The organism is Azospirillum mesophilum, from assembly GCF_053470405.2.
In genome coordinates, this window is sequence record NZ_JBPXMQ020000029.1 from 46073 (window position 1) to 72316 (window position 26244).

Genomic DNA, 26244 nt, shown 5'->3' on the forward strand with positions numbered 1-26244 from the left:
CGGAATCTCAACCGGTGAGGGAGCCGGCCCATGGGAAACGTTTTGGCGGGAAACGTTCCGGCGCGCTGTCCATGGTTCCATCGTCGAATTGTTCGGCGGCTCCGCGACCGTGCACCGTGGGCTGTTGAAACAAGTCCCTTCGGGCTGACGGTTCGGGAGCGGTGGCCGCGTCCGCGCCGGCGGTCGATGGAGCGCCGTCGGTCATGGGCAGGGTTCTTTTCCTCATTATGCTGCTGGTCGCCGGCTTTGCCGGCGGCGGGAGCCCGGCTCTGGCCGGGGAGTCCGGGCTGTCCGAAGCCCTGGCCCGGCAACTCGTACCCCCGGGCATGGAGCTGGGGCCGCGCGACCGCGACATCCCCGCCTTTCCATTGGTCAAGGCCGGCCAGACGGTCGGCTACGTCTTCGACAGCCTGGATTACGCGCCGCTTCCCGGCTTTTCCGGCACGCCGCTGGAAATGCTGATCGCCATGGACAGCCGGGGCGAGATCCTCGACGTGCAGGTGATCCACCAGAACGAGCCGGTTTTCGTGGACGGGCTGGGACCGGGGCCGCTGGTGGACTTCCTGAAGCAGTACCGGGGCAAGTCGATCCGCCAGAACATCAAGGTCGGCAGCGCCTACGGCACGGGCGAAAAGGACACCGGGACGAACGTCACCATCGACGGGGTGACCAAGGCCACCGCGTCGGTCCGCATCGCCAACGTCACCATCCTGTCCTCGGCCCTCGCGGTGGCGCGCGCCCGCATGGCCGGGGTGGCGCCGGCGCAAGGGGCGGAGGTGCGGGCCGACGTCCGCCGCCCGCTGCCCTGGGCGGACATGCTGGACAAGGGCTATGTCGGGCGGATCGCGCTCGCCAACCGGGACGTGGACCGGGCCTTTGCCGGCAGCCGCCTCGCCAACGAGGACGTGGAGGCCAAGGCCGATCCGGACGGGACCTTCGCCGACGTCCGCTTCGCGCTGGTCGACGTGCCGTCGGTCGGGCTCGGGCTGCTGGGGGAGGCGGGCTACCGCCGGCTGATGGACAAGCTGGAGCCCGGTGACCACGCCATCGCCGTGATGGGCGGCGGGCGCTGGTCCATCGTGGGGGAGAGCTTCATCCCCGGCACGGTGCCCGACCGGCTGGCCCTGACGCAGAACGGCTTCCCGGTCAACATCCGCGATTGGGACTTGGATCTGCCGCTGGCCCCCGGCGTGCCGCACCCGGAGGAGATGAAGGTGCTGCGCATCGACGGGGGGAGCGGGTTCGACCCCGGCTCCCCCTGGACGATGACGCTGCGGGTGACGCGGGCGCACGGCAGCTTCTACCCGGAGACGGAAAGCCGGGACTTTTCCGCCGGCTACGGCCTGCCCGCCGACTTCTTCACGCGGCGGACGACGGGCGGGGAGCCGGCCTGGGCCTCGACATGGCGCAGCCGCGCGCCGGAGATCGCGCTGCTCGGCGGGATGCTGGGGCTGCTGACGGTGGGGCTGCTCGCGCAGGGGCGCCTCACCCGCCGGCCCCGGCTGTTCGCCACGGCGCGGATGCTGTTCCTGGCGGTGACGCTGGGTTTTGTCGGCTGGTACGCGCAGGGGCAGCTGAGCATCGTCAACCTGCTCGGCGTGGTGAAGGCGGCGGCGAAGGACTTCGACCTGACATTCCTGCTCTACGACCCGATCACGGTGATCCTGTGGATCTATGTGCTGGGGACTTTGCTGGTGTGGGGGCGCGGGACCTTCTGCGGCTGGCTGTGCCCCTTCGGCGCGATGCAGGAGTTCGCCGCCCAGGCCGGACGCCGGCTGGGGCTGCCGCAAATCCGGCTGCCGGCGCGCTGGGACAAGCGGCTGACGCTGGTGAAATACGCGGCGCTCGCCGTTCTGGTGGGCGGCACCCTGTGGAACGCCGCGCTGGCGGAGACGCTGGCAGAGGTGGAGCCCTTCAAGACCAGCGTCACGCTGGGCTTCGCGCGGGAGTGGCCCTTCGTCGCCTACGCGGCGGCCCTGATCCTGGCGTCCAGTGTGATGTTCAAGCCCTATTGCCGGTTCCTCTGCCCGCTCGGCGCCGGGCTGGCGCTGGGTGGGCGGCTGCGGCGCTGGCGGTGGATTCCCCGGCGGCGGGAATGCGGGTCGCCCTGCCAGCTCTGCGCCAACCGCTGCCGCTACAACGCCATCCGGCGCGACGGGTCGGTCGCCTATGACGAGTGCTTCCAATGCCTCGACTGCGTGGCGATCCACCAGGACAAGGCGGTCTGCGTGCCGCTGGTGCTGGAGGCGCGCCGCCGCCCGCCCCTGACCTCGGAACGGAGCAAAGCCCATGTCCGCTGATCGACTCCTCACCCGGCGGCGCGCGATCACGGTGTTGGCCGCGGCGGCGGGGCTCGCGCTGCTTCCCCGTCCGGGCCGCGCCGCTCCGGTGCCGGTGAGCTGGCAGGGGCAGGTCATGGGGGCGGAGGCGGGGATTACCCTGCACCACGAGGACCCGGCGGCGGCCCGCGCGATCATCCTGGACTGCGTGGCCGAGATCGACCGGCTGGAAAGCGTGTTCAGCCTGTTCCGCCCCGATTCCGCCCTGCGGCGTCTGAACCGCGACGGCGCGCTGGCCGACCCGCCCGCGGACCTCGTGGCCGTGCTGACGGAGGCGCAGCGCATCGCGGCGCTGACGGACGGCGCCTTCGACGTGACGGTGCAGCCGCTGTGGGACCTCTATGCGGGCCATTTCGCCCGGTATCCGGACGACGAGGAGGGGCCGCCCGCAGCATCCGTCCAGGCGGCCCGAGCGCTGGTGGACTGGCGGCGGCTTGAGGTGTCGGCGGAGCGGATCCGGCTGGGACGGCCCGGCATGGGGGTGACGCTGAACGGCATCGCGCGGGGCTACGTCACCGACCGGGTGGGCGCGCTGCTGCGGGCGCGGGGGCTGGAGCATGTGCTGCTGGACCTGGACAACTACCTGTCGCTCGGCGGGAAGCCCGACGGCCGGCCCTGGCGGGTGGGCATTGCGGACCCGCGCGCGCCGGAGCGGGTGCTGACCGTGCTGGACACCCGCGACGAGGCGGTGTCCAGCTCCGGCGGCTACGGCACGCTGTTCGACCGCGCGGGGCGGTTCCACCACATCTTCGACCCCGCCACCGGGCGCTCCGCCTTCTCCTGGGCCGGGACCACGGTGGTGGCGCCCTCGGCCACGGTGGCGGATGCGCTGTCCACGGCGCTGGTGGTCGTGCCGCCGGACCGGGTGGCCGGCATCCTGCGGGAGGCCGGGGCGACGCGCGCCCATCTGGTGGATGGCGCCGGCCGGATCACCACGCTGTAGCGCCCCCGTCCGGCACTGCGCCCGGCACTGCCGCCCTCACCCGCGATTGGCTATATACTGCGGGCAGACTGGAGGAGTGCGGCGCGGTGTTCAACGACGAGGCCATCGGCAAGGCCGACATCCTGCGGCGGCGGGCCATGCCCTCCCTGTTCGAGGCGCTGGAGAAGCAGTCGGAGGGCACCGTCGCCATCGACCGCGACTCGCGGATCGTCTGGATCAACGCCAAATACGCCAAGATGCTGGGCATCGACGACCCCGCCACCGCCATCGGGCGGGAGGTGGAGGAGGTCATCCCCAACAGCCTGCTGCGTCAGGTGGTGAAGACGGGCCAGCCGATCCTGCTCGACGTCATGCGCTTCGGCGCGCAGCGGCTGGTCGTCTCGCGCTTTCCGCTGATCGACGACGACGGGACGGTGATCGGGGCGGTGGGCTACGTCTTCTACGACAGCCTGCACCGGCTGAAGCCGCTGCTGGGCGAACTCGCGCGGCTGGAGGCGGAGCTTGAGACGGCCAAGCGGCACCTGAACGAACGGCGGCAGCCGCGCCACACGCTGCAAAGCTACGCGGGCGACAGCCCGGTGTGCCTGGAGGTGAAGCGGATGGCCCGCCTCGCCGCCCGGCACGACTCGCCGATCCTGCTGCTGGGCGAGACCGGAACGGGCAAGGAACTGATCGCCCAGGCCATCCACGGCCTGTCGGCGCGCGCCGGCCGGCCCTTCGTCGGCGTCAACGTCGCCGCCATCCCCGACACGCTGCTGGAGGCGGAGTTCTTCGGCGCGGTCCCCGGCGCCTACACCGGCGTGGACCGGCGGGGGCGGGAAGGGCGCTTCAAGAGCGCCGACGGCGGCACCCTGTTCCTGGACGAGATCGGCGACATGCCGCTGGCGCTCCAGGCCAAGCTGCTGCGTGCCCTGCAGGAGCAGGAAATCGAGCCGCTCGGCTCCGACCGGCCGGTGAAGGTGGACGTGCGGGTGATCGCCGCGACCCATGTCGATCTGGAACAGCGCATCCAGGACGGGCGCTTCCGCGCCGACCTCTATTACCGCCTGAACGTGCTGTGCATCCGCCTGCCGTCCCTGGCGGAGGTCGGCAGTGGGCTGGAGGCCATCGCGGAAGCGATCCTCCAGGAAATTTCCGTCCGCACCGGCATGCCGAGCCGCGTCCTGACGTCCGAGGCGGTGGCCGCGCTCAGCCGCCACCGCTGGCCCGGCAACGTGCGCGAACTGCGAAACGTGCTGGAGCGCGTCTGCATGCTGACCGACAACCGCAGCCTGACCGTGGAGGACTTGGCGGAGGCCCTGCCGACCGTCCGCCTGACGGAGCCGGCGGTGCCCGCGCCAATGCCGGTCCCCGTCACGGCTGCGCCCGCCCCCATCACGCCGGACATCCGCAGCTACGACGAGGCGTTCGACGCGTTCGAGCGGGACCTGCTGCAACGGGCGCTGACGGCGTCCGGCAACCGCGCGGCCGAAGCGGCCAAACGCCTCGGCATCTCCCGCGCGGCTTTCTACAAGAAGCTGGCGCGGGTCGGGGTGAAGGCGAAGGGGTAAAATTCTTCTAGGAACTTTCGGTGGTTTAACCCTATCCGGGGGCAGCCACCACCCCTCCCCGTCATCCCCGCGAAGGCGGGGATCCAGTCGCTTTAGCCACGTATGTGCGGAGTTTTCTGGATCCCCGCCTTCGCGGGGATGACGATGGAGAGGCGGTTGCCGCGCTGGATCAGTCGTGCGTACCCGTCACCGGGCCAGCCAGCCGCCATCCATGTTGATCGCGGCGCCGCGGATGTTGGAGCCGGCGTCGGTGCACAGGAAGACGGCCAGTTCGCCCAGCTGCTCCGGCGTGACGAAGGTCTGCGAGGGCTGCTTTTCGCTCAGCAGTTCGCGGCCGGCCTGCTCGTTGCTCCAGCCGTTCTTCTCGGCCAGGGCGTCGATCTGCTTCTGCACCAGCGGGGTCAGCACCCAGCCGGGGCAGATGGCGTTGCAGGTCACGTTGGACAGCGCGGTTTCCAGCGCCACCGTCTTGGTCAGGCCGACCACGCCGTGCTTGGCGGCGACGTAGGCCGACTTGTTGACCGACGCGACGAGGCCGTGGACGGAGGCGATGTTGACGATGCGGCCCCAGTTGCGCGCTTTCATGCCCGGCAACGCGTAGCGGGTGCCGTAGAAGACCGCCGACAGGTTGATGGAGATGACCCGCTCCCAGGCGTCCTCGGGGAATTCCTCCACCGGGGCGACGTGCTGGATCCCGGCGTTGTTGACCAGGATGTCCAGCTTGCCGAACGCCTGCTCGGCGTTGGCGACCATGGCCTTGATCTCGGACGGCTTGCTCATGTCCGCCGCGTCGTAGGCGACCTTCACGCCGAATTCCGTCGCGATGGCGTCCTGAATCGCCGCGATCTCCGCCTTGTCGCCGAAGCCGTTCAGCATGACGTCGGCGCCCTGGGCGGCGAGGCAGCGCGCGATGCCCAGGCCTATGCCGCTGGTGGAGCCGGTGACGATGGCCGATTTGCCCTTCAGCATATGGACGTTTCCTTCCCCAATCAGAGCGGCATGGCCGGCACGTCGGCCGGGATGATCAGTTCGGCGCCGGTGGCGGCGATCACCTGTTCGACCGTCACGCCGGGGGCGGTTTCCTTCAGCACCAGACCGTGGTCGGTCGGTTCGATCACCGCGAGGTCGGTGACCACCAGATCGACGCGGCGGACCGAGGTCAGCGGCAGCGTGCATTCCCGGACGATCTTGGACTCGCCCTTCGCGACGTGCTGCATGGCGACGATCACGCGCTTGGCGCCGGAAACCAGATCCATCGCCCCGCCCATGCCCGGCACCATCTTGCCCGGCACCATCCAGTTGGCGAGCCGCCCTTCCTGGTCCACCTGAAGGCCGCCCAGCACCGTGATGTCCAGGTGGCCGCCGCGGATCAGGCCGAAGGACATGGCGCTGTCGAAGGAGGCCGCACCGGGCAGCGCGCTGATCGGGTTGCCGCCGGCGTCGGTCAGGTCGGGATTCTCCGTGCCCGCGATGGGGCCGGCCATGCCGATGATGCCGTTTTCCGACTGGAAGAACACCTGGATGCCGGGGGTGACGTAGCGCGCCACCAGCGTCGGCAGGCCGATGCCGAGGTTGACGAGGTTGCCGTCACGCAACTCCAGCGCCACGCGCTTGGCGATCAGGGTTTTCTCATCCATGGCGGCGCTCCTTGGCGACGATGTAATCGACCAGCACGTTGGGGGTGTCGACGGAGTCCGGCGGAATGACGCCGACGGGGACGATGTCCTCCGCCTCGGCGATCACCGTCTCGGCGGCCATCGCCATCAGCGGGTTGAAGTTGCGCGCGGTCAGCGCGTACTCCAGGTTTCCGTAATAGTCGGCGCGCTTGGCGCCGATCAGCGCAAAGTCAGCCTTCAGCGGCTTTTCCAGAAGGAAGACCTTGCCGTCCACCTCGACGGTCTGCTTGCCCTCCTCCACGACGGTGCCGACGCCGGTCGGGGTCAGCACGCCGCCCAGGCCGAAGCCGCCGGCGCGGATGCGTTCGGCCAGCGTGCCCTGGGGCACCAGCTCCACCTGCGTCTCGCCGGCGATCATCTGGCGCTGGGTTTCGGGGTTCAGCCCGATGTGGCTGGCGATGACCCGGCTGAAGGCCTTGGCGGCGATCAGCTTGCCCACGCCCACGCCCGGCAGGGCGGTGTCGTTGCAGATCAGGGTCAGGTCGCGCTTGCCCTGGCGGACCAGCTCGTCGATCAGGCGGGGGGGCGTGCCCACCCCCATGAAGCCGCCGATCATCAGGACCGAGCCGTCGGGAATGCGCGCGACGGCCTCGGCCAGTTCAATGACTTTCTTCATGTCAGACGATCCCGGTCAGGTAGTAGACGGCGATGACGACGAAGACCGCCATGGTCTTGATGCAGGTGATGGCGAAGATGTCGCCGTAGGACTGGCGGTGCGTCAGCCCCGTCACGCCCAGCAGGGTGATGACGGCGCCGTTGTGGGGCAGGGTGTCCATGCCGCCGCTGGCCATGGAGGCGACGCGGTGCAGGACTTCCATCGGAATGCCGGTGGCGTTGGCGGCGGTGATGAACTGGTCGGCCATGGCGGCCAGCGCGATGCTCATGCCGCCCGACGCGGAGCCGGTGACGCCGGCCAGCGTGGTGACGGTGATGGCCTCGTTCACCAGCGGGTTCGGGATGGCCTTCAGCCCGTCGGCGATCACCAGGAAGCCCGGCAGCGCCGCGATCACGGCACCGAAGCCGTATTCCGACGCGGTGTTCATGGAGGCGAGCAGCGAGCCGCCGATGGCCGTCTTGGTCCCCTCGGCGAAGCGCTGGGACACCGGCTTCCAGGCAAACGCCATCACGGTCAGGATGCCGGCGAGCAGCGCGCCCTCGACCGCCCAGATGCCGGCCACGGCGGAGACCTGCGTCACCAGCGGCTTGGCCCCGGAGGTCAGCGCCACCTGGTTGCTGGCCCCGTAGAAGGTCGGGATCAGCATGGTGAAGACCTTGTTCAGCACGCCCACCATGACCAGCGGGAGCAGGGCGACCATGGGGTTGGGCAGGGATTCGGCGTGGATGGCCTCCGGCTCGTTGATGTGGCCCTCGCCGTAGCCTTCGCCGGCCGTGGCGGCGGACTTGCGGCGCCACTCCAGATACAGGATGCCGACGATCAGGATGAAGATCGCGCCGATGGTGCCCAGCCACGGGGCGGCGAAGGCGTCGGTCTTGAAGAAGGTGGTCGGGATGATGTTCTGGATCTGCGGCGTGCCCGGCAGCGAGTCCATGGTCACCGTGAAGGCGCCCAGCGCGATGGTGCCGGGGATCAGGCGCTTCGGGATGTTGCCCTGGCGGAACATCTCCGCCGCGAAGGGATAGACGGCGAAGACCACCACGAACAGCGACACGCCGCCGTAGGTCAGCAGCATGCAGACCAGCACGATGGACATCATCGCGCGTTCACGGCCCACCAGCTTGATGACGGCGGAGACGATCGACTTGGAGAAGCCGGACAGCTCGATCACCTTGCCGAACACCGCGCCCAGCAGGAAGACCGGGAAATACAGCTTCACGAAGCCGACCATCTTGTCCATGAACAGGCCGGTGAAGATCGGCGGCACCGCGGATGGGTCGGTCAGGAGAACGGCGGCCAGCGCCGCGACGGGGGCGAACAGGATCACGCTGAAGCCGCGATACGCGACGAACATCAAAAAGGCCAGCGCGCCCACGCAAATCAGAAAACTCATGGACGATTTCCTCCGGTTGCTGGAGCATTGGGGCCGTGTGAAGCCCGGCCCTGGCTGTCGGCACGCTCCGCGTCCGGATCGCCGGACAGAAGCGTGGAAAGGGCGTCGAACCCGTCCTTGTAGAGCCCGCGGACGAAGGTCTCGACGTTGGGTTCGGGGAGCCCCGCGGGCTTGAAATTCGCGGTCCAGACGAGGATCGAATGGCCGTCCACATGCGGGAGCACGCGGAGCTGCGCCAGATGGTCGGTGACGGGGTAGGGGCTGCTGAGGACCGAGTAGGTGTAGGCGTCCTCGATCCGGCTGAGATGCTCCAGCCGGTGGACCAGGGTCGCGCCGTCGTGCAGCCGAAACCGGCGATGTCCGCCCTTCTCCGTCCCCTCCACGTCGAGCGCCACGGCGCCGGGGTACCAGTCGAGCAGACGCCCGTCCCAGCGCACCAGCGACCAGAGCCGCTGGGCGGAGACGGGGAGGAATGCTCTCATGGTCACGCGGGCCATTGCGCCAAGCCTGTGCCGTTCGGGTTCGACACCGGTCTAAGAGCAAGGGGCATGCCATCGCATGAAACGGCGGAATCCGGCCGTTTGCGGGGAGAGCCTGCGAGCGTCAGGCGAGCCCTCCCATCGTCATCCCCGCGAAGGCGGGGATCCAGGAAGCTCTGCGCATAAGTGCTTGAACGGACTGGATCCCCGCCTTCGCGGGGATGACGGGTGAGAGACGCGCAATGTGGGTTCCAACGCGACGCACCCCGAAGGTTGGGCCTTCCTCAGCGCGGTCTCTGTCGATGCATGAGTTGTGATTGGAGTGGCCGAGGTTGTCTCCTAGGCGAGACGATTCAGCGCCCTTCTGTCTCACAAAGGAGACAATGTCTCTGATTTGAGACGTGCAGTCAGGCAGCCGCGAGGAAGATGCGCACGTTCTCCAGAAGCAGGAACACGCCCATCACGCCGAAGGCGGCGATGGCCAGATCGACCATCAGCACCTGGCTGAAATTGGCCACCCGATCCCGCCGCGCGACCTGGATGCGGGAGAGCGGCAGTGCGATGGCGAACACCACCAGCGCCACGAAGGCCACGATCTTGCCAAGCGCGGTCAGCAGGATGAAAAGCCAATAGGCGAGCGTGACGAGCATGGCCCTATCTCCGCATGCGGGTGGCGAGGGCATATTACTATTTTCTGATGCTGTCCTGCAAAAAATATTAAGAATTGTTGAGGCGGCGGCCTTCAGCGCGGGCTGGCGCGCGGCTGTGATGCGCTTCCGCTCAGCCAGTCCTCAAGGCGTTCCGGCGGGTTCGACGGTTGGCCAGGGGGGCGGCTTAGCGGCTGGCTCGGCGGCAGGGCGGCCGATTGGGGCGGGCGATCCGGGGGCTGGTCGAGGGGCGGGCCGGCGACGATGTTGCCGCGCGGATCGACCCGCGCCTCGAAGCGCTGGCCGTCGGCGGACAGGAACTTGCCCTGGCCGCTCGGGCGGTTGCGGGTGAAGGTGCCGACGTAGCGGTTCCCGTTCGGAAAGGTCAGCGTTCCGAAGCCGGTGCGGTGGTCGTCCTGCCACTCGCCCTGGTAGGTGCGGCCGTCGGGCCAGACGTAGGTGCCCTGTCCGGAGGCCCGCCCATGGCGGAAGGTCCCGTCCAGGCGCCGGCCGTCTCGCCAGACGACGCGGGCTGGTCCCTCCAGCCGACCTTCGACGAAGGTGCCCTCGACCTGCCCGTCGTAGCGGCCGTCGTAGAACCAGACCAACAGGCCGGGGCCGTCCGCCCAGCCGTTGCGGCAGCCGCCCGACCACTGCACCGTCTTGCGGGAGTCCGGATACTGGTCCCAGACGCGGCAGTCCGATCCCCGCACCGTCAGGGGCTGTTCCGCCAAGACGCCGACGGGCGCGAGAGCCGTCAATCCGAACAGCAGGAACGCGCCCGCCGTCGGGGCGGTAGTCATTGGCCGGGCGCCCCCGTTTCGTTGCCGGATCTCTCGCCCATCTGCTCCACCTGCCGGCGGACCTTCGGGTCCTTCTGCTTGGCGGGATCGGCCTGCACGGTGACCGGGGCCTTGCCGGTCTTCTCCATGCCGATGTCGCCGGCCGATTTCTTGGACAGGTCGATGACCCGGTCCTTGCGCTCCGGACCGCGGTCGTTGACGCGGACGTCGGTGGACTGCCCGGTATTCTTGTTCGTTACGGTCGCTTCCGTGCCCGGAGGCAGGTCGCGCGAGGCGGCGGCGTTGCTGTTGGGATCCACCGGCTCGCCCGTGGTGGTCTTGGAATGGCCGCTCTGGCCGCCCCGGTAATAGGAAGCCTCGCCCTCCTGATGGACGCCCTTGGCCGGCTTGTCCTTGGCGAAGGCGTTAGGGGCGAGCGCCGGCTGGCCAAGGAGCAAGAGGGGGAGGAGCAGGGCGGCGGAGGACGCGAACAAGGTGCGCATGGCGGCACCTCCTTTGGACGTTCGGGGTTGTCCCGACTCCAACCCTCCCCGTCCGCCCCGGTTCCCCCAACCCCTCGCCTGGCTCCGCCGGGAGAGGGAGGGACCCATGCGAAGCATGGGAGGGTGAGGGCAAGGTCAGTCCGAGAATCCTGCGTGCGCTCGGTCTGGATTTTTGGGCGAACCTTGCCCTCACCCTCCCACCGCTGGCGCGGCGGGCCCCTCCCTCTCCCATCGGGGATGGGCGAGGGGGATCATGGTCCTTTGTAAAGTCAGTCCGACGTGACGGTGCGGCAGCGCTGTTGCAGCAGGGCGACGGCTTGGCCGGCCTGATCGCCGCCGAGGGCGAAGGCCCGTTCGTCGAGCAGGCGGCCGTCGGTGCCGAAGGCGCGGACGAACAGGCCGTTCGGGCTGTGGGTCACCACCGCGTCCACCACGGCGTCGTCCGTCTCGTCGCTCGCCACGTCGATGAAGGCGGCCAGCTCGGCGAGTTCACCCTCGTCCGCCCAATCGGCCTCGGCGATGAGGTCGAGCAGGTCGTTCAGGCCGCCGGCCGGCTCGCAGCGCTGGATCCGGGCGTCGGCGGTCCGCACGGCCTTGGTGAAGGAACCGATGGCGGCGCGGATGCGCTCCTCCTCCACCGGGTCGATCTCCGGCTCCTCGTCGTCGAAGCCGGCGCCGAACTGAAGCGGGTCGGGAAGGGCGTTCGGGTCGAAATTCTCCACCTCGGCCGCCTCTTCGTCGATCAGGCCGACGATCGCGACGAGTTGCGCGCCGTCGCCGGGCTTGGCGAGCAGGTCCTCCTCGCGGGCGAAGCGCAGCGCCTCGTCGTTTGACGTGAGCATCCGCTGGAGCAGGGCGCGCCGGTCGGCCGCCTCCAGATAGACCAGCGCTTCCGGGTCGAGCCACGCCGGCAGCAGGCGCGTGTCGGCGGCGTTTTCCAGCAGGCCGGACGAATCGAGCGCGCGTTCGATGGCGTCGACCGGCGGCGGCTGGGTCAGGTCGCCCGTCGCCTCCACGGCCAGCCAGAACAGCGTGGCGATCATGTCGTCGCCCTGCTCGTCGGTGCGGCGGACGGATTCGGCGATGGTCTCGACCTCGTCCAGGAACTCCGGCCGCTCCTCCTCGTGCAGCTTGTTGAGCGCCGCCTCCAGCACCGCCTGGCGGCGCGAATCGAGCGTTTCGTCCAGCAACTCGTCGAAGCGCTGGTCGTTGCTGCGCCAGAAGCGGACCAGACGGTCCGCCGGGGTGCCCGTGAAGCGGCTGGGTGCCGGCTTGCCCGTCCCGTCCTGTCCGTTGCCCGCCTTCGCCATCGCTGCCTCCCAAAAATCCCCGCCCCAAAATCCCGCACAGGGAAACCGGGCCGGGGCCAACTGTTTATCAGGGCAGTGACCGTAGTGACCCGGACGCGGGCTGGCAAGCCGTGCAACGTGACGCAAGCCGGCCATTCCGGGGAGGCAGATAGGCCGTAAGGCCATCAATTCGTTCCGCGCACAAAAGCGCTTGCGTGGTGTTCGGCATCTGGTATACCGTATTGAAGATGCCAATAATTGAGGAAAGGTGATCCGATGGGTGCCGCCGACACGCTCAACACCGACGGGGTCGAAGCCGTGGACTTCGAACAGTTGGTCCGGGTTGCCGGCGACGCGATCATCGTGTCCGACGCCAAGGGCGCCATCACGGTCTGGAACGCCGCCGCGGAGCGCATCTTCGGCTTCACGGAGGCGGAGGCGCTCGGCCAGTCGCTCGACCTCATCATCCCGGAACGCCAGCGCCAGCGGCACTGGGACGGCTATGACAAGACCATGCAGACGGGGATCACGCGGTACGGCGCCAACGTGTTGCGGGTGCCCGCCGTGCACAAGGACGGGCACGCCCTGTCCATCGCCTTCACGGTCGCCCTTCTCACCGGGGCGGACGGCAAGGTGACGGGCATCGCCGCCATCGTCCGCGACGAAACCAGCCGCTGGACGGAGGAGCGCAAACTGCGCCGGCGGCTGGCGGAGCTGGAGTCCACCCCCCGCTAACTCTTCACGCAATCCAAACTGTACTGCCCAACCTGTACCGTTCCGAAACGCCGGTCGCCCGTGTCCGGCGAAGGGGACGGCCTTGCAAAAATCCAAGAGGGAGAGAACGAGCCATGAGCAAGCCGCTCGAAGGGATCAAGATCATCGACTTCACCCACGTCCAGGCCGGCCCCGCCTGCACCCAGCTTCTGGCCTGGTACGGCGCCGACGTGATCAAGGTGGAGCGGCCGGGCGCCGGCGACGTCACCCGCAACCAGCTCCGCGACATCCCCGATGCGGACGCCCTCTACTTCACGATGCTGAACAGCAACAAGCGCTCGCTGACGCTGGACACCAAGACCCCGCAGGGCAAGGAAGTTCTGGAGAAGCTGATCCGGGAATCCGACGTGCTGGTGGAGAACTTCGGTCCGGGCGCGCTCGACCGCATGGGCTTCACCTGGGAGCGCATCAACGAGCTGAACCCCGGCATGATCGTCGCGTCCGTGAAGGGCTTCAGCGACGGCCATCATTATGAAGACCTGAAGGTCTACGAGAACGTCGCCCAGTGCGCGGGCGGTGCCGCCTCCACCACCGGCTTCTGGGACGGCCCGCCGACCGTCAGCGCCGCCGCTCTCGGCGACAGCAACACGGGCATGCACCTCGCCATCGGCATCCTGACCGCGCTGATGCACCGCACCAAGACCGGCAAGGGCCAGAAGGTCGCCGTGTCGATGCAGGACTCGGTCATTAACCTCTGCCGCGTCAAGCTGCGCGACCAGCAGCGCCTGGACCGCGTCGGCTACCTTGAGGAGTACCCGCAGTACCCGCACGGCGAGTTCTCCGACGTGGTTCCGCGTGGCGGCAACGCCGGCGGCGGCGGCCAGCCGGGCTGGGTGCTGAAGTGCAAGGGCGCCGAAACCGACCCGAACGCCTACATCTACTTCACCATCCAGGGCCACGCCTGGGCGCCGATCTGCAAGGCGCTGGGCCGCGAGGAGTGGATCGACGACCCGGCCTACAACACCGCCCAGGCGCGCCAGGACAAGATCTTCGACATCTTCGCCGTGATCGAGAACTGGCTGAGCGACAAGACCAAGTACGAGGCCGTGGACATCCTGCGCAAGTACGACATCCCGTGCTCCCCCGTGCTGACCATGAAGGAGATCGCCGAGTGCCCGTCGCTGCGCAAGAGCGGAACCATCGTCGAGGTCGAGCACAAGGCCCGCGGCAAGTACCTGACCGTCGGCAGCCCGATCAAGTTCTCCAACCTGGACGTCCAGGTGACCGGATCGCCGCTGCTGGGTGAGCACACCGACGACGTGCTGGCCGGCCTTGGCTACACGAAGGAGCAGATTGCGGAGATGCACGCCTCCAAGGTTGTCTGAGGTCCAGGTTTTCTTCTGAAGTGCTGATTTTCCTCTGAAGTGCTGAGGTCCACTCGGCGGCGCTCGTACCGGGCGCCGTCCTTTTTTGTTTTCGCCCGTTTTGTCAGCGCAGCCATTCCTTCACCTCGCGGATGCGCTGGTTCCCTTGCGGGGTGCGGGCGTAGGCCTTCCCGTACTGGGTCTGGTATTCGCGCACGTAGCCCTGGCGCAGCAACGCCTCCATTGCCGGCCTCACCGCCGCCGGCTTCAGGTTGGCGTGGCGGGTGATGTCCAACAGCGAGGCCGGCAACGCCGACATTTCCGGCCCCGGTGTGGCGCGAAGCGTGTTCAGTGACGTCCAATCGACCGAAGTGGGTGAGATCATGCGGGTTTCCCCCAAACGCGACGAACCATGGGTGCCGCCCCCTTGCCCGTGTTTCCCCTTGAGTGTTTCCACTTGAGTTCCGGGGATTGCGGCACCACGGTAAGGAGCGTACAACCTCAACATAACTTGAGGTCAAGCGGTTCCTTGCGTCGAAGGGCGGAAAAAGTCGAAGGCCGGAAAAGTCGAAGGCCGGAAAAGTCGAAAGGCTAAAAAATGGGCATTCTGGATCCGGGGCAGGTCGGCAAGGATCTCACCGTCGGCGAGGTGGCGGAACGGTCCGGCGTTGCGGTCTCCACCATCCATTTCTACGAGTCCAAGGGCCTCATCAAAAGCTGGCGCAGCGGCGGCAACCAGCGCCGCTTCCCGCGCGAGGTGCTGCGCCGGGTGGCGGTCATCAAGGTCGCGCAACGGCTGGGCGTTTCGCTGGCCGCCATCGCCGACGCGCTGAAGACTTTGCCGGAGGACCGCGCCCCGACGTCCGAGGACTGGAAAGCCATGTCCGCCGCCTGGAAACAGGAATTGGACGACCGCATCGCGACCCTGACCCGTTTGCGCGACGACCTGGACGGCTGCATCGGCTGCGGCTGCCTGTCGGTCAGCGCCTGCCCGCTGCGCAACCCCTGGGACGAACTGTCCGAGGACGGCCCCGGCCCGCGCCTGCTCGATCCGCGATAAACTGCATAATTTTCCGCCAATTGGCGAAGTTTTAGCCGCAATTCGGCGCCCAATTCCTGGGCGCCGCGCGAAAGGCCGCCGGAATCCGCTCGCCGCCGGCCTTTTCGCCTTCTGGCATCCCGATTGCAAATGTGTTCCGCAAAGCCGCTAGGGTTCCGGCCGGCCGCGTGATGCGCGGTCCGGTGACTGGTCCGAGAGCGGCGACCTGTCCGGTGAACAGCGGACGGGCACACGGCGGGACAAAAGCCCGGGAGGTTCCGAACACGGAGGCGTGCAGCCCCGGTGGGACTTCCCCGCTTATGTCTGCACTCCTCCTTTCGCAAAACGCTCCGGCCGGGACCACCCGGTTTGGGTAAGGCCCGGCGCGGGTAAGGAGGAAAGTCCGTGGACACGCACGACGTCCTTTACGAAGACGAGATCCCCGGCGGAAAGCATTGGTCCTTCACGGTGCGGCGCGGCACGGTCCTGCGCCTGATCGACCGCGAGGGCGGCGCCAACGTCGGCATGCTGTTCTACAACCCGCAGAACCCGCTGGAGCGCTACAACGCCCCCGACACGCTGAAGTGCCAGCACACCTTCAAGCTGACCGCCGGGCACTGCCTCTATTCCGACATGGGGCGCATCTTCTGCTCCATCACCGAGGACACGGCGGGCTGGCACGACACGGTGTGCGGCAACAGCACCAAGGCGCTGGTTACCGAGCGCTGGGGCCACAAGAGCTACCAGGACCATCGCAACGACTGGACCCTGAACGGCCACGACAGCTTCCTGGTGGAGGCCGCCAAATACGGGCTCGGCCGCCGCGACCTCGCCGCCAACGTGAACTGGTTCAGCAAGGTCCGGACGGAGGAGGACGGCACGATGGTCTTCGACCCGTCCGCCGCCAGGGCCGGCGCCCATGTGGACCTGCGGTTCGAGATGGACACTCTGGTGCTGCTGCACACCTGCCCGCACCCGCTGAACCCCGCCGCCGAGTATCCGCGCAAGCCCGTCTTGTACCAGTTCCGCAAGGCCGATCCGGTGGCCCACGACGATCGCTGCAAGTGCTCGCGCCCCGAGAACGAGCGCGGCTTTGCGAACAACCACCTCTATCACCTCTGCGGCTGAGGGAGCGGACAGCATGATCAAGGAAAGCACCCTCGCCCCCGAGGCCGCCGTCTATCGCAAGACCGTGCCGGCCGGCGACTATTGGATGGAGGTCGTCCGCAAGGGGCAGACGTTCCGCATCGTGGACCTGGAGGGCAACCAGGCCGCCGACACGCTGTTCTACAGCGCCGCCGACCCGGCCGAACGCTACAGCGCCGTCGACACGATCCGCGAACAGCGCAACGTCTACCTGTCGGTGGGCACGACGCTGGTCTCCACCATGGGCAACCCGATGCTGGAGATCGTCGCCGACACGGTCGGCCGGCACGACACGCTGGGCGGCGCCTGCGCCACGGAAAGCAACACGGTCCGCTACGCGCTTGAGAAGAAGTGCATGCACGCCTGCCGCGACAGCTGGATGCTGGCGGTGGCGGAGAACGAGCAGTTCGGCCTGACCAAGCGCGACATCACCCACAACATCAACTTCTTCATGAACGTGCCGGTCACGCCCGACGGTGGCCTGACCTTCGCCGACGGGGTCAGCGGCCCCGGCAAGTATGTGGAGATGCGGGCGGCGATGGACGTGATCGTCCTGATTTCCAACTGCCCGCAGCTCAACAACCCCTGCAACGACTACAACCCGACGCCCATCGAGGTGCTGGTTTGGGATCAGGCGTAAGGGGGGCGGTTCATGTTCACCAAGGTCCTGATCGCGAACCGCGGCGAGATCGCCTGCCGCGTCATCCGCACGCTCGACCGCATGGGGATCGCCTCGGTCGCCGTGTATTCGGAGGCCGACGCCCATTCCCTGCACGTCGCGCTGGCCGGGGAGGCCGTGTGCATCGGCCCGGCGGCGGTGTCGGAAAGTTACCTGAACGCTGATCGCATCCTGGAGGCCGCGAAGGCCACCGGGGCGCAGGCGATCCATCCCGGCTACGGCTTCCTGTCGGAAAACCCGGGCTTCGCCGAGGCTTGTGCCGCGGCCGGCATCGCCTTCATCGGCCCGACGCCGGAGCAGATGCGCGCCTTCGGCTTGAAGCACACCGCCCGCGAACTGGCGGAAAACAGCGGCGTGCCGCTGTCGCCGGGCAGCGGCCTGCTGAAGGATGCGGAGCACGCGAAGGCGGAGGCCGCGCGCATCGGGTTCCCTGTGATGATCAAGAGCACGGCGGGCGGCGGCGGCATTGGCATGCAGCTCTGCCGCGATCCGGACACGCTGGAGCCGATGTTCGAGGCGGTCTGCCGCCTGTCGCGCAACAACTTCAAGGACAGCGGCGTCTATCTGGAAAAGTTCGTCGAGCGCGCCCGTCACATCGAGGTGCAGATTTTCGGCGACGGCCAGGGGACTGTGGTCGCGCTGGGCGAGCGCGACTGCTCCGCCCAGCGGCGCAACCAGAAGGTCATCGAGGAGACGCCGGCCCCCGGCATTTTCGAGGATCTCCGCCGTCAACTGTTCGACGCGGCGGAGCGGCTGGGCCGCGCCGTCAACTACCAGTCCGCCGGCACGGTGGAGTTCGTCTACGACGACGCGGCGGGCGAGGCCTATTTCCTGGAGGTCAACACCCGCCTTCAGGTCGAGCATGGCGTGACCGAGGAGGTCACCGGCATCGACCTCGTGGAATGGATGATCCGGCAGGCGGCGGGCGAGCCGCTGCCTTTGGAAGAGCATAAGGGGACGGCCCGCGGCGCCTCGATTCAGGTACGCGTCTACGCCGAGGATCCGGGCCGCAACTTCCGCCCCTGCTCCGGCATCCTGACCGAGGCCAAATTCCCGGAGGACGCCCGCGTCGAGACCTGGGTGGAGCAGGGCAGCGAGGTCACGCCCTTCTACGACCCGCTGGTCGCCAAGATCATCGTGCGCGGGACGGATCGCGCGGATGCGCTGGCGAAGCTGCGCGACGCGCTGGCCCGCTGCCGCCTGTCGGGGATCGAGACGAATCTCGGCTACCTGCGCCAGCTCACCGCCGACCCGCTGTTCGTGACGGGCGGCATCACCACGCGCTATCTGGAGACGGTCGCTTACTCCGCCCGCACGGTGGAGGTCGTCACCCCCGGCACGCTGACCACGGTGCAGGACTATCCGGGCCGCGTCGGCTATTGGGAGGTCGGCGTGCCGCCGTCCGGGCCGATGGACCCGCTGGCCTTCCGGCTCGGCAACCGGGCACTCGGCAATCCGGACGGCGCGGCGGGGCTGGAGATCACCGTGTCCGGCCCGACGCTGAAGTTCAACGCGGAGGCGGTGATCTGCCTGACCGGTGCCGCCATGCCGGCGGACATCGACGGCGCGGCGGTGCCCTTCTGGCAGCCGGTCACCGTCCCGGCGGGCGCCACGCTGCGCATCGGCACGGTCAGCGGGGCGGGCTGCCGCGCCTATCTGCTGGTGCGGGGCGGTCTGGACGTGCCGGACTATCTGGTCAGCAAGTCCACCTTCACGCTCGGCAAGTTCGGCGGGCATGGCGGGCGCGCCCTGCTGCCCGGCGACATCCTGCATCTGGGCGACGGCCCGGTTGAGGCGTCTCAGCCGCTGCCGGAACAGGCACTTCCCGCGCACGGCCACGCCTGGGAGATCGGCGTCCTCTACGGCCCGCACGGCGCCCCCGATTTCTTCACCGAGGAGGACATCGCCGCCTTCTTCGCCGCCGACTGGGAGGTCCACTACAACTCCAGCCGCACCGGCGTCCGCCTGATCGGCCCGAAGCCGACCTGGGCGCGCAAGGACGGCGGCGAGGCGGGCCTGCACCCCTCCAACATCCACGACAACGCCTACGCCATCGGCACCATCGACTTCACCGGTGACATGCCCGTGATCCTGGGGCCGGACGGCCCGAGCCTCGGCGGCTTCGTCTGCCCCGCGACGATCGTCAGCGCGGAGCTGTGGAAGATCGGCCAGCTGCGGCCGGGGGACAAGCTGCGGTTCAAGCGGCTGACGGCGGGTGAAGCGGAAGCCCTGGAGGACGCGCAGGAGGCGCTGTTTTCTCCCTCTCCCCTCTGGGGAGAGGGGCGGGGTGAGGGGGATGCCGGGGGACCGAAAGAGCAGGCAAAGCGGGACCCCCTCACCCTAACCCTCTCCCCGGAGGGGAGAGGGGACTGTGCGAGGGATGAGGGGGCGGCGGTGCTGCACCGCATCCCGGCCACGGACTCCCGTCCCGCCGTCGTGTACCGCCGCGCGGGGGACAAGTACCTGCTGGTCGAATATGGCCCGCTGGTGCTGGACCTGAACCTGCGCTTCCGCGTCCACGCGCTTCAGCAGTCCCTCATCGCCCAAAATCTCCCCGGCATCCTGGACCTGACGCCGGGTATCCGCTCGCTCCAGATCCATTACGACAGCCGGGTGCTGCCGCTGAACGCCCTCCTCGACAAGCTCGTCGGGGCGGAATCGGAACTGGCTAGGATCGACGACCTCGCGGTGCCGACGCGCATCATCCACCTGCCGCTGTCCTGGGACGACGAGGCCACGCGCCTCGCCATCTCCAAATACATGCAGTCGGTGCGCGCCGACGCGCCCTGGTGCCCCAGCAACATCGAGTTCATCCGGCGCATCAATGGGCTGGATGATATCGAGGCGGTGAAGCGCATCGTCTTCGACGCCAGCTACCTCGTGCTCGGCCTTGGCGACGTGTATCTGGGCGCGCCGGTCGCCACGCCGGTGGATCCGCGCCACCGCCTCGTCACCACCAAATACAACCCGGCCCGCACCTGGACGCCGGAGAACGCGGTGGGCATCGGCGGCGCCTACATGTGCGTCTATGGCATGGAGGGGCCGGGCGGCTACCAGTTCGTCGGCCGCACCTGCCAGATGTGGAACACGCACAGGGCAACCGACGCCTTCGAGCCGGGCAAGCCCTGGCTGCTGCGCCACTTCGACCAGATCCGCTTCCACCCGGTCAGCCACGACGAGCTGATGGCCTTCCGCGCCGACTTCCCGCTGGGCCGGGCCAGCCTGCGCATCGAGGAGGAGACCTTCCGCCTCGCCGACTACAACCGCTTCCTGGCGGAGAACAGGGAGAGCATCGCCGCCTTCAAGACGCGCCAGCAGGCCGCCTTCGAGGAAGAGCGGGCGCGCTGGGAGGCGTCGGGCCAGATCGGCTACGCGGCCGACATCCCGGACGGCGCCGGCGCGGGTGCGGACGCCGACCTGCCGCCGGGCGGGGAGGCGGTGCCGAGCCCCGTCCCCGGCAGCGTGTGGAAGATCGCGGCCGAGCCCGGCTCCGCCGTGAAGGCCGGCGATCCCCTGCTGATCGTGGAGTCCATGAAGATGGAAATCCCCGTGGCCGCCCCGGTGGACGGCACGGTGGCGGAGATCCGCTGTGCCGAGGGCCAGGCGGTGACGCTGGGCCAGACGCTCGCCGTGCTGCTGCCGGAGGCCGCGTGATGGAGACCTCCATGAACTTGGAAATTGCTGCCCTCTCCGCCGCCTACGCCGACGGCAGCCTGACGCCGGAGGCGGTGCTGGACGAGGTCTACGCCCGCATCGGGGCAAAGGGCGAGCGCCCGGTGTGGATCCATCTGCTCCAGCGGGCGGAGGTGGGGATGCAGCTGGCATCCGCCCGCGCCCGGAAGGCGGACGGGGCGGACCTGCCGCTGTTCGGCATCCCCTTCGCGGTGAAGGACAACATCGACGTTGCCGGTTTGCCGACGACGGCCGGCTGCCCGGACTTCGCCTTCATGCCGGAACGCACGGCGACGGCGGTGCAGCGGCTGATCGGGGCCGGGGCGATCCTGATCGGCAAGACCAACCTGGACCAGTTCGCCACGGGTCTGGTCGGCACGCGGTCGCCCTATGGCGTCCCCGCCTCGGTGTTCGACGCGCGCTACGTGTCGGGCGGGTCCAGTTCGGGGTCCGGCGTGGCGGTGGGGGCGGGGCTGGTCAGCTTCGCGCTCGGCACCGACACGGCGGGATCGGGGCGCGTGCCGGCGGCCTTCAACAACGTCGTGGGCCTGAAGCCGACCAAGGGACTGGTCAGCACCAGCGGCGTGCTGCCGGCCTGCCGGACGCAGGACGTGGTGTCGATCTTCGCCGGCACGGCGGGCGACGCGCTGGCCGTGCTGCGGGTGATGGGCGCCTATGACGAGGCCGATCCGTACTCCCGCAAGGCGCCGGCCGCGGCGGTCGAGCCGGCGGTGTGGCCGCTGGGCTTCCGCTTCGGCGTGCCGAAGGACGGGCTGGAGTTCTTCGGCGACGAGGCCGCCGCGCGGCTGTTCGCTGAGGCCGCCGACCGTCTGGAAGCGCTGGGCGGCACGCGGGTGGCGGTGGACTTCGCGCCCTTTCGCGACGCGGCCCAGCTTCTCTATTCCGGCCCCTGGGTGGCGGAGCGGCTGGCCGCCATCCGCCCCTTTGCCGAGGCCAAGCCGGACTCCATCCATCCGGTGGTGCGCGGCATCATCCTGGGGGCCGGAACCCAGTCCGCCGTGGACGCCTTCGCCGGCTTCTACAAACTCGTCGAGCTGACCCGCCGGGCGGAGGCGGAATGGGCGACGATGGACGTTCTGCTGCTGCCGACCACCGGCACGACCTACACCATCGAGGAACTGCTGGCCGACCCGGTGCGGCTGAACAGCAACCTCGGCACCTACACCAACTTCGTGAACCTGATGGATCTGTCGGCCATCGCGGTGCCGGCGGGTTTCCGTCCCAAGGACGCTCCGAAGGGCGGGCTGCCCTTCGGCGTGACGCTGATCGGGCGGGCTTTCGCGGACGGAGCGCTGGCGGCGCTGGCCGACCGGCTGCACCGCGCCCAGGCGTTGCCCATCGGCGCCACGGGGCAACTGCCCAAGGGGCCGGCGCTCGACGCCGACACGACGGCGCCGGGCACGGTGCGGCTGGCCGTGGTCGGGGCGCATCTGACGGGGCAACCGCTGAATCACCAGCTCACCGGGCGCGACGCCCGGCTGGTCCGCACCACGCGGACGGGCCAAGGCTACCGCCTTTACGCGCTGGCGGGCACCACGCCGGCCAAGCCGGGGCTGGTGCGCGACGAAAGCGGGCCGGGCGGAATCGAGGTGGAGGTCTGGGAACTGACCGAGGCCGCCTTCGGCAGCTTCGTGGCCGAAGTGCCGCCGCCCATGGCGATCGGCACCGTGGTGCTGGAGGACGGCACCTCCGTGAAGGGCTTTCTGTGCGAACCCATCGCTCTGGTGGGGGCTGAGGACATCACCGGCTTCGGCGGCTGGCGCCGCTGGCTGGCGCGGTAACGACATTCCAAGGAAAGGGATTTGACAATGCGGACCTTGCTCAAGCGCGTTGTTTTCGGTGTGGCCCTCGCCAGCGCCGTTGTTGCCGCCGAATCGCCCGCCTTCGCGGCGGAGAAGAAGAACTTCCGCGTCGCCTGGTCGATCTACGCCGGCTGGATGCCCTGGGGCTACGCCGCCGACAGCGGCATCATGAAGAAGTGGGCCGACAAGTACGGCATCAAGGTCGAGATCGTGCAGATCAACGACTATGTCGAATCCATCAACCAGTACACGGCCGGCGCCTTCGACGGCTGCGTCATGACCAACATGGACGCGCTGACCATCCCGGCCGCGGGCGGCGTGGACACCACCGCGCTGATCGCCGGTGACTATTCCAACGGCAACGACGGCATCGTCCTGAAGAAGGGCACCGCCCTAAAGGACATCAGGGGCCAGAAGGTCAATCTGGTCGAGCTGTCGGTGTCGCACTACCTGCTGGCCCGCGCGCTGGACTCGGTCGGGCTGAAGGAGCGGGACGTGACGGTGGTGAACACCGCCGACGCGGACATCGTGGGGGCCTTCACCTCCTCCGCCGACGTGACGGTGACCGTCACCTGGAACCCGCAGCTGAGCGAGGTCGCCAAGGCCCCCGGCGCCACGATGGTGTTCGACAGCAGCAAGGTGCCCGGCGAGATCATCGACCTGATGGTCGTCAACACCGGCACGCTGCGCGACAACCCGTCGTTCGCCAAGGCGCTGGTCGGCGCCTGGTACGAGATCATGGGCCTGATGACCAAGCCGGACACGCCGGAAGGCAAGGCGGCGCTGGAGGCGATGGCCAAGGCGTCGGGCACGGATCTCTCCGGCTACAAGCAGCAGCTCGTCACCACGAAGATGTTCTACACCCCGGCGGAGGGTTCGGCCTTCGCCGCCAGCGCGGATCTGGTGAAGACCATGGATCTGGTCCGCACCTTCTCCTTCGACCACGGCCTGCTGGGCGAGGGGGCGAAGAGCCGTGACGCGGTCGGCGTCCTGTTCCCCGGCGGCACGGTGCTGGGCGACGTGAAGAACGTGAAGCTGCGCTTCGACGACACGGTGATGAAGCAAGCCGCCGACGGGAAGCTCTGATCGATGCGCCGGATCATCAACCGGCGTCCGGGTCGGGGAGGTGCCCTGTTCTGGGGTGCCCTTCCGTTCCTGCTGGCCTGCGGGGGCTACGCGGTCGCGTCGGCCCTGCGGCTGGCGGAAAACCCGAACGACAAGCTGCTGCCTCCGCTGTCCGGCATGGTGGCGGCGGTCGTTCGGGTGGCCTTCACCCCCGACGCGCGCACCGGCGACTATCTGATGTGGGCGGACACGCTGGCCAGCCTGCACCGGCTGGGGCTGGGGCTTGGGGTGGCGACGGCGCTGGCTTTGGTGATCGGCGTTGGGATGGGGCTGATCCCCTATGTGCGGGCGGGCCTGTCGCCCTTCGTCGCCATGCTGTCCATGGTGCCGCCGATGGCGGTGCTGCCGGTGCTGTTCATCGTCTTCGGCCTGGACGAGCTGTCCAAGGTCGTGCTGATCGTGGTGGGCATCGCCCCCTTCCTGATCCGCGACCTCGCCATGCGCACGGTGGAGATGCCGCGCGAGCAGCTGATCAAGGCGCAGACGCTGGGGGCGAGCACGTGGCAGATCGTGCTGCGCGTGGTGCTGCCGCAGATGCTGCCCCGGCTGGCCGACGCACTGAGGCTGTCGCTGGGGCCGGCGTGGCTGTTCCTGATCTCCGCCGAGGCCATCGCGGCGACGGAGGGGCTCGGCTACCGCATCTTCCTGGTGCGGCGCTACATGGCGATGGATGTGATCCTGCCCTACGTGGCCTGGATCACGCTGCTGGCCTTCGCGTCGGACCTCCTGCTGCGCTGGTTCAACGCCCGCTGCTTTCCGTGGCTGAGGGCGGGAAAGGGTTCCTGATGAGCAACGTCTCCGTCCGCGACCTCTGGATGGAATACCCGAACCAGGTGGTGCTGGAGCGCGTCAACCTGGAAATTCCCTCCGGTGAGTTCTGCGCCCTGGTCGGCCCGTCCGGTTGCGGCAAGACCACCTTCCTGCGCCTGCTGCTGGGGGAGGAGCGGCCGACCCGCGGCGCCATCCTTCTGGATGGGAAACCGCTGGTGGCCGAACCCGGTCCCGACCGCGGCGTGGTGTTCCAGCGCTATTCGGTCTTCCCGCATCTGACGGTGCTGGAGAACGTCATCCTGGGGCGCGAGTTCGCCGGCTCCCGCCTGCTGGGCCGCCTGTTTGGCGCCCGCCGCCGCGCCGCCATGGAGGAGGCGACGGGGGTGCTGGAGGCGGTCGGGCTGGGCAACCACCTGACGAAATACCCGGCGGAGCTGTCGGGCGGCATGCAGCAGCGCCTCGCCATCGCCCAGGCGCTGATCCTGAAGCCGAAGATCCTGCTGCTGGACGAACCCTTCGGCGCGCTCGACCCCGGTACGAAGGTGCAGATGTACGAGCTTCTGCTGCGGCTGTGGTCGGAGGAGAAGATGACCGTCTTCATGGTCACCCACGACCTGAAGGAGGGCTTCACGCTCGGCACCCGCGTGCTGGCCTTCGACAAGGTGCGCGTCGACCCCACCGACCCCGGCGCCTATGGGGCGACGGTCACCTACAATCTGCCCCTGACGGAGAAGAAGGCAGCGCAGGCGCGGTTGGTTCCGGCACAGTAAGAGGGCCTTCGCCGTACCTCCGCTCGCCCGAAAAATGTCCCAACGGAGACCCTTGGAGCGGGAGCTTGGGCACACGATTTGTGTGCTAAGGTCTCGTAAAGAGTTCGCGATAAAGGGGTGCGGAAATGATCGCCAAAGCTGCCATGCGTGGGTTTGGTGTCGCGTTGGGTGGATTGGTCCTGTCGCTCGCGCTGGCGGGCCCGGCGGCGGCCGATCACAAGCACAAGCATCACGGCCACCACCATGGCCATGGTTACGAGTACGGGTACGGTGGTCCGGTCGTGGTCTATGAGGAGCCGCGCCCGGTCGTGGTCGTGCGGCGTCCGCCGCCGGTCTATTACGCTCCCGCGCCGCGCGTGGTCTACGCGCCGCCGGCCTACTACGCGCCGGCTCCGGGCATGAGCGTCCAGATGAACATTCCTTTCCGGTAATCGGCCCTTCCGGTAACCGGGGTTCCGCTGATCGGGGGCGCCTCACCGCAGGATGGTGCAGTCCTTGATGATCAGCATGTCCGCGGGTTCGTCGGCGGCCGGAGGCTGTGGCGTATCCTCATGTTCGGGGATCACGACGCAACCGCCGCCGCCGTCGCCCGGCAGCACGCTCTTGACCCGGAAGCGCATCGTTTTCGGGTTGCTGCCGAAGGTCACCTCGAAGGAGTCGCCGCGGGCGATTCGCTCCGGAACGTCGATGTGACCGTACTCACGGCATTGCTGCCGGAACAGCCAGTCACGGCAGAGCTTCAGCGTGGCTTCCCCGTCCGTCGCGACGAGGGCGATGCCGTCGGCGCCCGGCGGGCTCTGGGATGGCTCGGCCGCCGCTCCATGGAGGGGCGTGACGCACAGGGTGATCTGGACGCCCAGGGCGACCTGAATCAAGGCCGTCGCCGCGATCCTCATGCCCGTCTCCGGCCTGTGTTGTTGCACG

The 26244-nt window shown here is 68.5% G+C and carries 25 protein-coding genes and 1 riboswitch; of the genes, 14 read left to right on the forward strand and 11 right to left on the reverse strand.

Annotated elements, in window-relative coordinates:
* Window positions 1–203: 203 nt before the first annotated feature.
* The 3 genes from ACSVC7_RS23405 (at window position 204) to ACSVC7_RS23415 (ending at window position 4832) form a co-directional block, all read left to right on the forward strand.
* Window positions 204–2300, forward strand: a complete 2097-nt coding sequence (locus ACSVC7_RS23405; RefSeq protein ID WP_448207021.1) for a 4Fe-4S binding protein — start codon at window positions 204–206, stop codon at window positions 2298–2300.
* The gene (locus ACSVC7_RS23410) at window positions 2290–3282 is read left to right on the forward strand and encodes an FAD:protein FMN transferase (protein WP_448207020.1); all 993 of its coding nucleotides are present in this window, start codon (window positions 2290–2292) and stop codon (window positions 3280–3282) included. Before ACSVC7_RS23405 ends, ACSVC7_RS23410 begins: the two co-directional genes overlap by 11 nt.
* An 86-nt stretch (window positions 3283–3368) precedes the next feature.
* Window positions 3369–4832, forward strand: a complete 1464-nt coding sequence (locus ACSVC7_RS23415; RefSeq protein ID WP_448207019.1) for a sigma-54 interaction domain-containing protein — start codon at window positions 3369–3371, stop codon at window positions 4830–4832.
* A 186-nt stretch (window positions 4833–5018) separates the two neighbouring features.
* On the opposite strand, the gene ACSVC7_RS23420 is transcribed toward ACSVC7_RS23415, so the two are convergent.
* The 9 genes from ACSVC7_RS23420 to ACSVC7_RS23460 all read right to left on the reverse strand — a co-directional run bounded on the left by ACSVC7_RS23420 (window position 5019) and on the right by ACSVC7_RS23460 (window position 12238).
* A complete protein-coding gene (locus ACSVC7_RS23420; protein ID WP_448207018.1) occupies window positions 5019–5801 on the reverse strand; it encodes a 3-hydroxybutyrate dehydrogenase in 783 nt (260 codons plus the stop codon).
* Between the two features lie 20 nt (window positions 5802–5821).
* The gene (locus ACSVC7_RS23425) at window positions 5822–6469 is read right to left on the reverse strand and encodes a 3-oxoacid CoA-transferase subunit B (protein WP_448207017.1); all 648 of its coding nucleotides are present in this window, start codon (window positions 6467–6469) and stop codon (window positions 5822–5824) included.
* Window positions 6462–7124: a CoA transferase subunit A gene (locus ACSVC7_RS23430; RefSeq protein WP_448207016.1), complete on the reverse strand. Its 663-nt coding sequence runs from the start codon at window positions 7122–7124 to the stop codon at window positions 6462–6464. Before ACSVC7_RS23430 ends, ACSVC7_RS23425 begins: the two co-directional genes overlap by 8 nt.
* Before the next feature lies 1 nt (window position 7125).
* Entirely contained in the window at window positions 7126–8517 is a 1392-nt protein-coding gene (locus ACSVC7_RS23435) for a GntP family permease (RefSeq protein ID WP_448207015.1), read from the reverse strand.
* A complete protein-coding gene (locus tag ACSVC7_RS23440; protein WP_448207014.1) occupies window positions 8514–9014 on the reverse strand; it encodes an SRPBCC family protein in 501 nt (166 codons plus the stop codon). The genes ACSVC7_RS23435 and ACSVC7_RS23440 overlap by 4 nt, the downstream gene beginning before the upstream one ends.
* A 389-nt stretch (window positions 9015–9403) precedes the next feature.
* The gene (locus ACSVC7_RS23445; protein ID WP_448207013.1) at window positions 9404–9646 is read right to left on the reverse strand and encodes a hypothetical protein; all 243 of its coding nucleotides are present in this window, start codon (window positions 9644–9646) and stop codon (window positions 9404–9406) included.
* 92 nt (window positions 9647–9738) lie between these two features.
* A complete protein-coding gene (locus ACSVC7_RS23450; protein WP_448207012.1) occupies window positions 9739–10446 on the reverse strand; it encodes an MORN repeat-containing protein in 708 nt (235 codons plus the stop codon).
* The gene (locus ACSVC7_RS23455; RefSeq protein WP_448207011.1) at window positions 10443–10928 is read right to left on the reverse strand and encodes a septal ring lytic transglycosylase RlpA family protein; all 486 of its coding nucleotides are present in this window, start codon (window positions 10926–10928) and stop codon (window positions 10443–10445) included. The genes ACSVC7_RS23450 and ACSVC7_RS23455 overlap by 4 nt, the downstream gene beginning before the upstream one ends.
* A gap of 269 nt (window positions 10929–11197) precedes the next feature.
* Window positions 11198–12238: a hypothetical protein gene (locus ACSVC7_RS23460; protein WP_448207010.1), complete on the reverse strand. Its 1041-nt coding sequence runs from the start codon at window positions 12236–12238 to the stop codon at window positions 11198–11200.
* 255 nt (window positions 12239–12493) lie between these two features.
* Between ACSVC7_RS23460 and ACSVC7_RS23465 the strand changes: the two genes are divergently transcribed.
* A complete protein-coding gene (locus ACSVC7_RS23465; protein ID WP_448207009.1) occupies window positions 12494–12952 on the forward strand; it encodes a PAS domain-containing protein in 459 nt (152 codons plus the stop codon).
* A 113-nt stretch (window positions 12953–13065) separates the two neighbouring features.
* Window positions 13066–14316, forward strand: coding sequence for a formyl-CoA transferase (frc, locus tag ACSVC7_RS23470; protein ID WP_448207008.1), 1251 nt, complete (start codon window positions 13066–13068; stop codon window positions 14314–14316).
* 103 nt (window positions 14317–14419) lie between these two features.
* On the opposite strand, the gene ACSVC7_RS23475 is transcribed toward frc, so the two are convergent.
* The gene (locus ACSVC7_RS23475) at window positions 14420–14680 is read right to left on the reverse strand and encodes a hypothetical protein (RefSeq protein WP_448207007.1); all 261 of its coding nucleotides are present in this window, start codon (window positions 14678–14680) and stop codon (window positions 14420–14422) included.
* Window positions 14681–14893: 213 nt separating this feature from the next.
* Between ACSVC7_RS23475 and soxR the strand changes: the two genes are divergently transcribed.
* The 9 genes from soxR to ACSVC7_RS23520 all read left to right on the forward strand — a co-directional run bounded on the left by soxR (window position 14894) and on the right by ACSVC7_RS23520 (window position 25751).
* Window positions 14894–15355 (forward strand): redox-sensitive transcriptional activator SoxR, encoded by a 462-nt coding sequence (soxR, locus tag ACSVC7_RS23480; RefSeq protein ID WP_448207006.1) that lies wholly within the window; start codon window positions 14894–14896, stop codon window positions 15353–15355.
* Between the two features lie 136 nt (window positions 15356–15491).
* A riboswitch (guanidine-I (ykkC/yxkD leader) is annotated at window positions 15492–15611 on the forward strand.
* Between the two features lie 128 nt (window positions 15612–15739).
* Window positions 15740–16462: an urea amidolyase associated protein UAAP1 gene (locus ACSVC7_RS23485; RefSeq protein WP_448207005.1), complete on the forward strand. Its 723-nt coding sequence runs from the start codon at window positions 15740–15742 to the stop codon at window positions 16460–16462.
* 13 nt (window positions 16463–16475) lie between these two features.
* Complete coding sequence (locus ACSVC7_RS23490) at window positions 16476–17120, forward strand: urea amidolyase associated protein UAAP2 (RefSeq protein ID WP_448207004.1); 645 nt, start codon at window positions 16476–16478, stop codon at window positions 17118–17120.
* Window positions 17121–17132: 12 nt separating this feature from the next.
* On the forward strand, window positions 17133–20813 hold the full coding sequence (gene uca, locus ACSVC7_RS23495) for an urea carboxylase (protein WP_448207003.1): 3681 nt from the start codon (window positions 17133–17135) through the stop codon (window positions 20811–20813).
* Between the two features lie 11 nt (window positions 20814–20824).
* Window positions 20825–22633, forward strand: a complete 1809-nt coding sequence (atzF, locus tag ACSVC7_RS23500; protein ID WP_448207002.1) for an allophanate hydrolase — start codon at window positions 20825–20827, stop codon at window positions 22631–22633.
* 27 nt (window positions 22634–22660) lie between these two features.
* Complete coding sequence (locus ACSVC7_RS23505; RefSeq protein ID WP_448207001.1) at window positions 22661–23740, forward strand: putative urea ABC transporter substrate-binding protein; 1080 nt, start codon at window positions 22661–22663, stop codon at window positions 23738–23740.
* Window positions 23741–23743: 3 nt separating this feature from the next.
* Window positions 23744–24565, forward strand: coding sequence for an ABC transporter permease (locus tag ACSVC7_RS23510; protein WP_448207000.1), 822 nt, complete (start codon window positions 23744–23746; stop codon window positions 24563–24565).
* Complete coding sequence (locus ACSVC7_RS23515; RefSeq protein WP_448206999.1) at window positions 24565–25320, forward strand: ATP-binding cassette domain-containing protein; 756 nt, start codon at window positions 24565–24567, stop codon at window positions 25318–25320. The genes ACSVC7_RS23510 and ACSVC7_RS23515 overlap by 1 nt, the downstream gene beginning before the upstream one ends.
* A gap of 125 nt (window positions 25321–25445) precedes the next feature.
* Window positions 25446–25751 carry a hypothetical protein gene (locus ACSVC7_RS23520; RefSeq protein WP_448206998.1) on the forward strand — a complete coding sequence of 102 codons (306 nt, stop codon included), beginning with the start codon at window positions 25446–25448 and terminating at the stop codon, window positions 25749–25751.
* A gap of 42 nt (window positions 25752–25793) precedes the next feature.
* On the opposite strand, the gene ACSVC7_RS23525 is transcribed toward ACSVC7_RS23520, so the two are convergent.
* Window positions 25794–26216 carry a hypothetical protein gene (locus ACSVC7_RS23525; protein WP_448206997.1) on the reverse strand — a complete coding sequence of 141 codons (423 nt, stop codon included), beginning with the start codon at window positions 26214–26216 and terminating at the stop codon, window positions 25794–25796.
* Window positions 26217–26244 lie beyond the last annotated feature (28 nt).